Annotated in this window: 11 protein-coding genes; 7 read left to right on the top strand and 4 right to left on the bottom strand. The window is 68.4% G+C overall.

Going from position 1 to position 11,103, the window contains the following annotated elements; genetic code table 11:
* On the top strand, positions 1-1,563 hold a 1,563-nt coding region (locus VIB55_RS03915; RefSeq protein WP_331875361.1), incomplete at its 5' end, for a CRTAC1 family protein.
* 879 nt (positions 1,564-2,442) lie between these two features.
* Here VIB55_RS03915 and VIB55_RS03910 read toward each other — a convergent pair.
* Positions 2,443-2,970: a DinB family protein gene (locus VIB55_RS03910; RefSeq protein ID WP_331875360.1), complete on the bottom strand. Its 528-nt coding sequence runs from the start codon at positions 2,968-2,970 to the stop codon at positions 2,443-2,445.
* 147 nt (positions 2,971-3,117) lie between these two features.
* On the opposite strand from VIB55_RS03910, the gene VIB55_RS03905 reads away from it, so the two are divergent.
* From VIB55_RS03905 to VIB55_RS03895, 3 genes are all read left to right on the top strand, one after another.
* Entirely contained in the window at positions 3,118-4,080 is a 963-nt protein-coding gene (locus VIB55_RS03905) for a hypothetical protein (RefSeq protein ID WP_331875359.1), read from the top strand.
* Positions 4,077-5,069 carry a Rieske 2Fe-2S domain-containing protein gene (locus VIB55_RS03900; protein WP_331875358.1) on the top strand — a complete coding sequence of 331 codons (993 nt, stop codon included), beginning with the start codon at positions 4,077-4,079 and terminating at the stop codon, positions 5,067-5,069. Before VIB55_RS03905 ends, VIB55_RS03900 begins: the two co-directional genes overlap by 4 nt.
* Before the next feature lie 812 nt (positions 5,070-5,881).
* Positions 5,882-6,643 carry a lipopolysaccharide kinase InaA family protein gene (locus VIB55_RS03895; RefSeq protein WP_331875357.1) on the top strand — a complete coding sequence of 254 codons (762 nt, stop codon included), beginning with the start codon at positions 5,882-5,884 and terminating at the stop codon, positions 6,641-6,643.
* Here the strand turns inward: VIB55_RS03895 and VIB55_RS03890 are convergent.
* Positions 6,604-7,653, bottom strand: coding sequence for a glycosyltransferase family 9 protein (locus VIB55_RS03890; protein ID WP_331875356.1), 1,050 nt, complete (start codon positions 7,651-7,653; stop codon positions 6,604-6,606). The genes VIB55_RS03895 and VIB55_RS03890 overlap by 40 nt on opposite strands.
* Positions 7,650-8,681 (bottom strand): glycosyltransferase family 9 protein, encoded by a 1,032-nt coding sequence (locus VIB55_RS03885; protein ID WP_331875355.1) that lies wholly within the window; start codon positions 8,679-8,681, stop codon positions 7,650-7,652. The genes VIB55_RS03890 and VIB55_RS03885 overlap by 4 nt, the downstream gene beginning before the upstream one ends.
* A 172-nt stretch (positions 8,682-8,853) precedes the next feature.
* On the opposite strand from VIB55_RS03885, the gene VIB55_RS03880 reads away from it, so the two are divergent.
* Positions 8,854-9,072 (top strand): DUF4254 domain-containing protein, encoded by a 219-nt coding sequence (locus VIB55_RS03880; protein WP_331073739.1) that lies wholly within the window; start codon positions 8,854-8,856, stop codon positions 9,070-9,072.
* Entirely contained in the window at positions 9,065-9,337 is a 273-nt protein-coding gene (locus tag VIB55_RS03875; RefSeq protein WP_331875354.1) for a DUF4254 domain-containing protein, read from the top strand. Before VIB55_RS03880 ends, VIB55_RS03875 begins: the two co-directional genes overlap by 8 nt.
* Before the next feature lie 424 nt (positions 9,338-9,761).
* Here the strand turns inward: VIB55_RS03875 and VIB55_RS03870 are convergent, their stop codons facing one another.
* Positions 9,762-10,397 (bottom strand): hypothetical protein, encoded by a 636-nt coding sequence (locus tag VIB55_RS03870; RefSeq protein WP_331875353.1) that lies wholly within the window; start codon positions 10,395-10,397, stop codon positions 9,762-9,764.
* Positions 10,398-10,561: 164 nt separating this feature from the next.
* Here VIB55_RS03870 and VIB55_RS03865 point away from each other — a divergent pair.
* A partial coding sequence (locus tag VIB55_RS03865) for an amidohydrolase family protein (protein WP_331875352.1) occupies positions 10,562-11,103 on the top strand: 542 nt, incomplete at its 3' end.

Raw genomic sequence — 11,103 nt, 5'->3', positions numbered from 1 at the left:
CGCTTCGAGCGGGTCGCCGTTCCCGCGCTGGACTCGCTCCGGATGGTGCCGGAGCGGCACGGCTTCACGTCCTACGGACTGTTCTTCGACTACGACGAGGACGGCGCGCTGGACCTGCTGGTTCCCGTCTCCTTCGGGCGGACGCGGCTGCTGCGCTCGCGGCTGGCGGAAACCGGACGCGTGGAGTTCGAGGACGTGTCCGTGGCGGCGGGGATGCCGGAGTACTCCATTTCCGTCGCCGCCAACGTGCTGGACTACGACCGCGACGGGCGTCCGGACCTGCTGATCGGCAACGTGCTCAATCCGTGGCTGCCCGGGTACGCGCGGCCCACGCGCCTGAACATCTTCCGTCTGCCGCAGCCGGAGTTCGACGGAGACCGCCGCATGTTCCGCTTCATGCACGACGGCTGGCACGACGCGCGGAACGGCGGACGCAACGTGCTTCTGCGCAACGTCGGCGGGCGCTTTGTGGAGATGGACGCGGCAGCGATGGGGATGCCGGAGACGCACTGGACGCTTTCCATCGGCACGGCCGACCTGAACGGCGACGGGTGGACGGACCTGTACCTGGCCAGCGACTTCGGGCGCGACGACCTGTACCTGAACCAGGGCGGACGCGGGTTCCGCCGCGTGTCTGGGCGCCTTTTCGGACACGTGGGGATGGATACGTACAAGGGGATGAACTCGTCCATCACCGACTTCGACCGCAACGGCTGGCCCGACGTGTACGTGAGCAACGTGCACCAGGAGCTGCAGGCCGAGGGATCGCTGCTGTGGATGAACCGCGGCCCGGACGCCCGCGGCACACCCCGCCTGCGCGACGAGGCGACGGGCCGCGGCGCGCTGAACGAGGACCGGTTCGGGTGGGGCGCGGGGGTCGGGGACCTGAACAACGACGGCTGGCCCGACATCGTGCAGGCCAACGGCATGGTCGACGACCGGCTGGACGAGCGGTACGCCGGGTGCCCGGACTACTGGTACGTGAACCACAAGCTGATGCAGGCCGGCCGCGAGGTGCACACGTATGCCGACATGTGGGGAGACATCCGGGGCCGTTGCACCTATCCCAACGAAAAGCGCCGCGTGTACCTGAACCGCGGTGGCGGCGCCCGTCCGCAGTTCGTAGATGTGGCCCCGCTCGCGGGCCTGACCGCGGGCGACAACTCGCGCGGCGTCGCCATCGCCGACCTGGACGGCGACGGCCGCCAGGACGTGGTGATCGCCAACCAGCACGCCGGCCCCACCCTCCTGCGCAACTCTCCGTCCGCCAAGGCCGAGGCATCGCACTGGATCGGCCTGCGCCTGGTAGGCAATGGCACCACATGCGGCCGCGAAGCCTACGGCTCCACGGCTACGGTGCTCATCCCGGGCGAGCGCCAGCAAACGCGCGAGGTGCAAGCCGCCAACGGCTTCTCATCGCAGCACGACACCCGGCTGCACTTCGGCCTCGGCGCCGGCGCCCCGGAGAACGTGACGGTCCGCATCCGCTGGTGCGGCGGCCGAACGACGGAGCAGTGGCTGGCACGAAATCGATATTATGTGGTCCGAGACAGCAGCCGTTGACAGCGCGAATGAGCTATCCATACACCTCCGCTTAGACCAATCCCATTTCAGATGAGTTCTTCATGCCAAGTTTAGTGGACCAATCGAAAACCGAGTTGGAGGTGCGAGGCGAATACGTAGTCCTCGCCAATATCGCTTCAGGCTGGTTTGGCATGTATCCGAGCACATGGAAAACTCGCACGGAAGCCGCAAGGGCAGATGGCCGTGAAGGGCCCAACTTGGTGGTATATAGAACGAACACCGACCAGCCTCGGGATCATCACGTCGTTCCATACGCTCTCGTGGCCAGTCTAGTCGTTGAGGAAACACTCGCCCCAACGGGACTAACCGGTTCGAGGCGGTGGAATCTTGCGCTCAAGGATCACCAACTCCGTGTGACCCACCGGTCTGGCAAACTTGACGTGCGGAGCTATTTGGGAGCACAACTACTTACCGAAGAATCCGAAATAACGCTCCCCGAGGAAGTGGAGCCAACACGGAGTTTTCGCGAAGGGGCTGTTACCAAGATTCAGATAAATGCGTACGAGAGGGACCGGGAAGCGCGGCGTAGATGCCTATCCTATTACGGAAGGCGGTGCGCGGTATGTGGAATCGGCCTAGGGGAGATCTACGGACCAGACGCCGGCTCGATCATCCACGTGCACCACCTAATCTCGTTATCCGAGATCAAGCAAGAGTACATTGTTGATCCTGTGAAGGATCTGCGCCCTGTCTGCCCCAATTGTCACGCGGTGATTCATTCCCGGAAACCGGCATATACGATCGACGAAGTACAAAAGATGATGAGGCGGTACTCCCCGGCTGGGCAACACAACTGACCGAAGCCCGCGCCAGAATCGGCAGGGGCTTCGGTTCCCGCGGGCGAATACCTACGTCACCTCAGTTGCCTTGGCTCGACGGCGGAACCATGCCCTTGATGCGCATGTACGTGACGATGTTGCCGTAGTGCTCGAAGTCGTGCCCGGCGTTCATCACCAGTGCCGCCAGCGCCGTCCGCTCCTGGCCGAAGAGCCCCACCGTGCGCAGCGCCGCCTCGTCGGAGATGGCGTAGGCGCGGTCGCAGATGGCGTTCGCCGCACGAAGCGCCTCGATGATCGCCGCCTTGTCCGTGAGCTCCTCGGCGTTCTGCGCGTTCTGCGGCTGCTCACCCAGAACGGCGGAGCAGATGGCGCCCTCCGCATTGGCGACGTGCCCGACCAGCTGGCCGAAGGTGCGGACGCTCTCCGTGGGCCGGAACCCGTACTGGTCCGCCGGCATCTGCTCGGCGGCGGCGAGTACGTAGCCGCGCGCCGCCGTGTAGATCGAACGCACGGAGCTTACGGCGGCATTGGCCGGTGCGGCGGCGGGCGCCTGGGCAAGTACGGGCGTCGCACAGAGCGTGAGCACGGCGGTCATGAGCCACTTCATCGTCGCCTCGTTTGATCGGGGTTGCAGGTCGGCAGGGAGGGCTCGGGTTGCGAGCGTGCGTCTATATGGGCGCTGCAGGAGCTGAATGCAAGTTTTTTCGTTCGGTTCGGCGATCAGGGATCAGAGGCTTTGACCCACAACACGCTGATGCAGACATCCACCGGAGGCGCTGGGCCGGGGCTTACGGAGCCGTCTCGTGACAGCTACGGGGAATGTGATTCCGCTGCGCTCAGCTCACGCAAGCTGGCGGAGGTCACACGCGAGCACGGGGTGGATTCCGCGACGGCGCTGCTGTACGACCGCATCCGCAACGCGGAGCCGCACCGCGCATTCATCGAGGCGGTGGATGCCGTCGATCCCGCTGCGCCGCTCCCGCCCACCTCTGCGCGGCTGCTGATCGCGCCTGCCGCGTTCTGGCGCGAGTATCCGCAGATCGGCGCGGATGGCGCAGCCGTGCTGGCCGTCGCTCGCGAGCTGGGGATCAGCGCCGAACGCATCCCTACGCGCAGCACCGGCGGCGTCACGGAGAACGCACGGATCATCCGCGAGGCGCTGGCGAAGGAGGCGGACGGCTCCGTCATCCTGGTTTCGCTCAGCAAGGGCGGGGCGGACGTGCGGGTGGCGCTGGATGCAGGGGGGGCGCCGCTGCGGAAGGTGCGCGCGTGGATCAACGTCTGCGGCCTGGTGCACGGAACGCCGCTGGTGGACCAGTTCTTCGCCGGGCCGTGGTGGAGGCGCACGATGGTTCGCGCGTTCCTCGCGCGCCACCGTGCGGACTTCCGCCTGATCCGCGAGCTGGGGCACGCGCCCGGGTCGCCGCTCTCCGCGCGCGCCGTGGCGCCTGATGGCGTGCACCTCGTCAACGTGATCGCGTGCCCGCTCTCGGAACACACCTCGGGCGCCCTCGCGACGCGCCATCGCCAGCTCGCCGCGCTCGGTCCCAACGACGGGAGCACGCTGCTGACCGACGCCATCGTGGACGGCGGCGCGATCTATCCCGTATGGGGTGCGGATCACTACTTTCGCACACCCGACGCGCCGAACCTCATCCGGCGCATCCTGCTGCACCTGGGCACCGCCGGCCATCTCCCCGCCTCGCCCGCTCCATGACCGCACCCGCCGAAACGCCGTTCGTCTTCGATCCGCCATCTCGCGCCGCCGCCTGGTACCTGCTCGCGCCCTCGTCTTCCCTGCCCCGCGGGCGAGTGCTGACGCGCCGCATCGGCCAGGACGAGGTGGTGCTCTTCCGCGCGGAGTCGGGTACTGTGGGGGCCTTGGCACCGCACTGCTGGCACATGGGTGCGCACCTGGGCAACGGCTGCGTCGTGGGCGATCACCTGCAGTGCCCGCTGCATCACTGGGCGTGGGACCGGGAGGGCGCCGGCGAGCTTCCCGGCGGCGGGCGCGCGCCGGCATCCGCACGGCAGCCTGGGTATGCCGTGGCGGAGCGGCTGGGCGGGATCTGGGTGTGGATGGGGGACGGGGCGCCGGGCCCGGTGCCGGGGTTCGAGACGTTCGCGGACGACGAACTGCTGACCTCGCACGGCCGGCCCGTGCGCCTCCGCTGCGCCTGGTATGCCCCGGCGGCGAACGGCTTCGACGAGCAGCACCTGAGCACCGTGCACGGCCGCGCCCTCCGCGAGCGACCCGAGGTAGACGTGCCGGAGCCGGGCCGGATGCGGATGCGCTACCTGTCGCGGGTGACGGGAACGGGCCTGGCCGACCGCATCATGAAGCGGATTTCCGGCGACCACATCCGCGTGCAGATCAACTGCTGGGCGGGCAGCACGGTGACGGTGGAGAGCGATCTCGGCCGCACGCGCAGCGCGCTCCTCCTGGCCTTCGTGCCTGTCGGCGGCGAGGTGGAGGTGACGCCGGTGTTCACCACTCGGCGCGGCGGCCTGCCGGGAATGGCGCGCCTGCGCCTGGCCGTGGCGCGCTTCCTCTTCACCCGCTTCATCGAAAAAGATGTGCAGGTGATGCAGGGCATGCGCTTCCGCCCGCGACTGCCGCTCCGAGGCAATCCAGCGCTGGAAACCTTTCTCCGCTGGGCCTCTGCCCTCCCCGGCGAACGCGCGCCGCATTCAAGCACCCCCTGACGCCGCTCCACATCGCCGGCCCACCACTCGATCTGTCATCCCGATGGAGCGACCGCTGCGAACCCTCCACATCGCCGGCCCCACCGCATTATCTGTCATCCCGATGGAGCGCCCGCCCCGAACCTGCCCGCTCACGGCAGTTCGCAGCGACTGAGGGATCCGCCACACAGGACGCGACTCTGCGCCGAAGCGGCAGACGCTTCAAAGCCTGATCATCGTCCGCGCGCCTGTACGCCACCGGCGGCACCCCAAAGACAGCGAACCTGTGCCCTCCTCGGCCGCACCGCGTATCGCAAAGTGTGTGGCGGATCCCTCGGTCGCTGCGGTCTACGTCGCGGAGGCCGGGATCGGCGTGGCCGCTCCGTCGGGATGACATCGTGTGCGCCACACCTGCCGAAGCGCAGTCGGATTCTCCCCTCTCCCGCTTGCGGGAGAGGGGCCGGGGGAGAGGGCAGCCGCGGCATGCGCCGGCCCCATTTGAGACGCCCCGATTTCGCGGCCTCTGCACGGGTGACCGCTGCCGCGCCCAAGCTTGTAAGTGCCCCGCGCTAGATCCTTCGCCCCGCGAGGAAGGGTGTGCGGGCTGGTTTGGTGCGCTTGGGGCTCAGGATGACAGGCTATCGCGGAAAGGCCGGTGTGACGCACGGCACTGGCTCCCTTCCCCCGCGCCGTTTGCGGGGGAAGGGCTGGGGATGGGGGGCGCTTGAGGCATGCGCGGGCCCCAGTCGAACCTCCCCATAGCCCGCCAGGGTAGTCCGTTCGGGAGGGGGCGCACCTTGCCGTCCCCCCTCGCGCACGGCAGGTTCCCGGGCATGGATTGGAAGACCTACGTTGGCCGGCACGCTCTGGCGGACTTCGTTCCGCTGGAGCACGAAGGCGCTCGCATGCTGGTGCGCGGCGGCTACGAAGACGCCGCGCGCCTGCTGGTGGAGCAAAAGGCGCTTTCGGCCGTGGAGATGCGGGGCGGCGGGCGCCAGGCGCACCCCGTCGTGCTGCTGCAGACGGGCGAAAAGGCCGTCGTGCGCCACTACCGTCGCGGCGGGCTGGTGCAGCGCATCAACTCATCGCGCTACTTCGGCGGGAACCGCGCGTTCGATGAGCTTCGCGCCACGGAGCGGGCGCGCGCGGGTGGCGTCCGGACGGCGCGGGTGCTGGCCGCCATCGAGCGCCCGCGGACGCTGGGGTACCATGCCACGCTCGCCACGCTGTTGATCCCGGGCGCGACGGACGCGGCTGCGTGGCTGGAATCGGCGGCGGAGGGGCGGCGCGAGGCGATGCTGCGCGAAGCGGGACACCAGATCGCGACGATGCACGAGGCCGGCGTGGCGCACCCGGACGTGAACCTGCGCAACCTGCTGGTGGTGGAGCGCGACACCGCGCCCGAGGTGTGGCTGCTGGACTTCGACAAGGCGCGCGTGCACCCCGGCCCCGTCCCGCGTGCGCGCCGGGCGGCGGAGTTGCGGCGGCTGGCCCGCTCCGCCCGCAAGCTGCGCGCGCCCATCGATCCGGACGGCTGGAAGGCGGTGCGTGAAGGCTACGGCGACGGCTGGCCGCGCGGGCTGGTCCTGGGATAGTTCTGCAGCGCGCGTTCGACCTTTTCCGCCACCTCCTCTACCGTGATGCGCCCCATCCGCCCCGGCCGGTGCCCCGCCGTCACGGGGTAATCCTCGCCCGGCTCACCGAACGCATCCACCATCAGGTCCAGAAAGCGGCGGTATGGGCCGTATCGCTTGGGATTGGTGTAGCCCATCAGCGCCACCGTGGGCGTGTTGAGCGCGACGCCCACGTGCAGCGGACCCGTGTCCGGCGACACGAGCACGTCCGCCCGTTCCGTCAGGTACGCCAGGCGCCGCAGGTCCCACTCCCGCAGGTCCAGCGGCGGTTTCCGGGCGAGCCGCCGGATGGTCGCCGCCGCCTCCTCCTCCCGCGCCGACCGCCCGCCGACGAGCACCGTCCGCGCGCCGAACTCGCCCGCCAGCCGGTCAGCCAGCACAGCGTACCGCTCCGCTGGCCACTCCTTCTCCGGCTTCGTCGTCCCGACCACCATCGCCACCGTGGGTCGGTTCGACTCCGGAAGCAGCGGCGCGTAGCGCGCGCGCTCCTCCTCCGAGGCTTCCAGCCCCCACTCCAGCCGCCGCGGCACGCCCAGGAAGTCGAGGAATTCCAGGAACTCATCCTGTACGTGCGCACGCGGACGCGCCGGAAGCTTGTGCGTGCTGAACAGCCAAGTGAGGTCGCGCGCCCGCGCCCGGTCGTAGCCGACGCGGACCGGCGCGCGCGTCAGCGACGTCGCGACGCCCGCCTTGAAGTACGCCTGCAGGTTCAGCGCGACGTCGAAGCGGCGGCCCGCCAGTGCCCGCCGCAGGTCACGCAGTCCGCCGAGCCCACGGTCCCTGTCGAACACGACGGTCTCGTCCACCGCCGGGTGCCCTTCGACGAGCGCCGCCGCGCCACGCTGCAGAATCCACGTGATCCGTGCCTGCGGCCGGTGCGCCTTGAGCGAGTTGACCACCGGCAGCGTGTGCACCGCATTGCCCACGGTGCTCATCATCACCACCGCGATGCTGTCGAGCCGCGCGTTCACTGGTACGTCCGCGCCCAAATCTCCACCTTCTCCAGCACCTGTTCACCGGTGATCCGGCTCGTACGGCCGGGGCGCTTTTCGATTGACACCGGATAATCCTCGCCGGGATCGCCGTACGCGTCTACGATCAGCTCCCGATAGCGGTATGGCCCCGTGCGCTTCGGATTCGTGTAGCCCATCAGCGCGATCGTTGGCGTGTTCAGCGCGACGGAGATGTGCATCGGCCCCGTGTCGAGCGAGACGGTGAGCGCCGATCCGTCGATGATCCCCACCAGTTCGCGAAACGGCACGCCGAGCGTGGAGACGATGGGATGCCGGGCGCGGGCCATGATCTCGCGCTCCGTCTCCAGTTCCCGCTCCGAGCGGCCGCCCGCCAGCACCGGCTGCAGCCCGTATCGATCCCAAAGCGCATCGGCCAGCGCGGCCCATCGCTCCGCCCCCCACTCCTTTTCGGGATGCGTGCTGCCGATCACCAGGCACGCTGACGGACGGGACAGGCCGGCGTGGAACGCATCACGCGCGGCCTGCTCGTGCTGCCACGGACCCAGGTTCCACTCCACGGGCTCGTACGCGACGCCGAGCGCATCCAGGAACTCGAAGTACTGGTCCTGCACGTGTTGCGGCGCGTGGGGCGGAATCCGGGGGCCGGTGACCAGCCAGTTCCAGTCGCGCGCACGCGCCCGGTCGAACCCTAGCTTCACCGGCGCCTGCGCCAGCGCGGTGACGATGCTGGCCTTGAAGTACACCTGGAGATCCAGCACCACGTCGAACCGCCGCCCCGCCAGCTTGCGCCGCACGTCGGCAAAGGCGCGCCAGCCGCCCTTGCGCTCGAAGATGACGATCTCGTCCACGCCGGGATGCCCGCGCACCAGCGAGGCCGGGCCGGGCTGGAGCACCCAGGTGATGTGGAGCGTGGGATCGTGACGCTTGAGCGCGGTGACCACCGGCAGCACGTGCACGGCGTCGCCCACGGCGCTCATCATCACGATCAGCACGCGCGCCGAGCGGGGGAGCGGAACCAGCGCCAACGATGGACCTGTGGATCGGAGAAGCGAGATCACCCGCGGAGAGGGCTCCGGAACGCGCTGAAGATAGCGCGGGAAGCGGACGCGGCAAACGCGGGCGTGGCGCCGGGATGCGCCCCCGTGTACATTCGCGCCGCTGTCACCGGGGCCGCCGCCCCGCCAACGGGACATGGAAATGAACGAGAGCATCGGCACCCTGATCGCGCGCCTGGCCGAGACCAACGTCGAGCTGTGGCATGAAGAAGACAAGGCGCGCGTGGACGACGACCACCAGGTGGCGGCCGCCAAGCGCGCCGTCGACAAGCTGAACCAGCGGCGCAACGACCTGATCGAGCGCATCGACGAAGCGGTGATGGAAGCCGTGCGAGCCGCCCGCGGGGGAACCGATGGCTGAAACCGTCGGCTCGCTGGTCGACAAGCTCAGCATCATCGAGCTGAAGATCTACCACATGGCCGAGCAGGCGGCGCGCGGCGACGCCACGCCCGATTTCCGCGAGCGCTGCAACCAGCGCTTGGAAGTGATGCGCCTTCAGCGCGACGACCTCGCCGAGGAGCTGTCGACCCTGCTGGCGGACATCGCATCGGGCCGCGTGGTGCCCAAGGTCTATCGCCAGTTCAAGATGTACAACGACCCGCAGTACAAGCGCCCCTCGGCCTGACTGCGAACGCCCTCAACGCGAAACGCCGCCGGGTGAAGCTCACCGGCGGCGTTTCGCATACACAGTCTGGATGGTTCCCCTTGAGCTCCCTCAGGGCGTTGGAGTTTTGGCCTCACGCGGACCGATCAGTGCCGGGACGAAGTCGGGCCGGGGCGTCATCGGCTGCCAATTGATTCCACCCTTGTTGAACGTGCCTGCTTCAATCGGGCTCTGCTCCGTGAGCACCTTTACTCCCTCGGGATGGCTCGGCCGGGCTGGGGAGTGCGGCCCGGGGTATTGCGGCTGAGCCGGCCGCGACAAACCAGGCACCCCCGTGGCAGGTGGTGAGCCCGCAGGCCGAGGCCGCATCGGATCGCGGTTCTTCCCACCTCGATTTAGCCCGCCCTCTCTCAACGGCGGTACCGATTCAGACATAAGGCACCTCCTACTCACGGGTTTCAATTACGAGGACGTGCTTGTCCCTTCCCAAGTATACGCGCTTCGTACGGTAAAGTTCTGCCCCGGCCTCACTCTCGAAAATCCGCACGTCGCGCAGCAGGAGTTGGGCATCGTCCCCGGAATCTGAGTACGCCTCCAACCAGCCCTCATACGTCCTGTCGGCCTCCACGTCTCGAACCAGGATCCAGCCGATATCCGGTGAGGCAAGAAAGTGCGACCAGACGTCGAGTTCACCAAACTTCGAAGAGATGTGGAAGCGCCTAGCGGTGCGATGCAGGACTTTGTAATTCTGAAGCGCAGACACCAGGCCGGCCAGCACGACTCCAGCAATGGCCGACGCACCAATTTCTCCCCAGAGAATCTGCTGGGATGGATCGACCAATGCTTGGAAGAACGTCACCGAGGGCAGCGGCTCCCAGCCGAACTCGACCGCGATCCTGGACAACACGGCCCCGGTGCCGGAGAGGAGCAGGTACGTGCTGATCCCGAATACAAACGATGCTGTCAGGAATGCCGGACCCGTATGCTCGCGCCGCGGCGTCAGCATCTCCACGATCATCGCGCAGAGAACGCCCGGGAAGAACAGCAGCAGAACACGCAGGGTCAGCGCGGACAGTTCCATCAGGACAGCTCCTCGGCGCCTTCCAAGTGAACAGAGTTGGCACACGGTAATCTGGACGTCGGGATCACGCAAGCATCTTCTTCGGACTGTTCGTCTGTCACGCCACGGGCTGGCGCGTTATCATGTGTGAACCCGTGATTCCACACCTTCAGCGACGAACGCGTATGATCCCGCGCTCACGCAGCACCCTGCTCGTCGTCCTGCTCGCGCTTTCCGCCTGCGTCACCGCGCCGCGGCCTGCCGCGAACCCGGTGCCCGCCCCCCCACGCTCGCCCGGGTGGCCGAAGACGGGGCCCGGAACGCCGGCCGAGCGCGCGAACGCCGCGGACATGGTGCTGCTGGGCGGCCGCGTGTTCCTGGCCGACGAAGCCAACACCGTCGCGGAAGCGCTCGCCATCCGCGACGGCCGCGTGCTGGCCGTGGGCTCCGACGCGGCGATCCGCGAGTATGCCGGGGCCGGGACGCAGATCGTCGACCTCGACGGGAAGCTGGTGACGCCGGGGTTCAACGACGCGCACATCCACTTCGGCGCCGGCGGGCAGGGGCTGCTGAACGTGAGCCTGCTGGGCACCACCTCGCTGGCCGAGATCGAGCGCCACGTGGCCGCGGCGGCCGCGCAGGCGCAGCCCGGCGAGTGGATCCTGGGCCGCGGCTGGGACCACACGCGCCTTCCCGCTTCGGAGCTGGGCGCGGGCGGCTGGCCCAC

The organism is Longimicrobium sp., assembly GCF_036554565.1.
Taxonomy (GTDB): Bacteria; Gemmatimonadota; Gemmatimonadetes; order Longimicrobiales; family Longimicrobiaceae; genus Longimicrobium.
The sequence above is the reverse complement of the archived record's forward strand: the minus strand, read 5'-3'. Positions and strand labels throughout refer to the sequence as shown.

Excerpts from the sequence above, each read along its gene's own strand:
- VIB55_RS03910 (WP_331875360.1), bottom strand. The coding sequence starts at position 2,970 with ATGAAGTGGCTCATGACCGCCGTGCTCACGCTCTGTGCGACGCCCGTA.
- VIB55_RS03905 (WP_331875359.1), top strand. The coding sequence starts at position 3,118 with ATGCAGACATCCACCGGAGGCGCTGGGCCGGGGCTTACGGAGCCGTCT.
- VIB55_RS03900 (WP_331875358.1), top strand. The coding sequence starts at position 4,077 with ATGACCGCACCCGCCGAAACGCCGTTCGTCTTCGATCCGCCATCTCGC.
- VIB55_RS03895 (WP_331875357.1), top strand. The coding sequence starts at position 5,882 with ATGGATTGGAAGACCTACGTTGGCCGGCACGCTCTGGCGGACTTCGTT.
- VIB55_RS03880 (WP_331073739.1), top strand. The coding sequence starts at position 8,854 with ATGAACGAGAGCATCGGCACCCTGATCGCGCGCCTGGCCGAGACCAAC.
- VIB55_RS03875 (WP_331875354.1), top strand. The coding sequence starts at position 9,065 with ATGGCTGAAACCGTCGGCTCGCTGGTCGACAAGCTCAGCATCATCGAG.
- VIB55_RS03870 (WP_331875353.1), bottom strand. The coding sequence starts at position 10,397 with ATGGAACTGTCCGCGCTGACCCTGCGTGTTCTGCTGCTGTTCTTCCCG.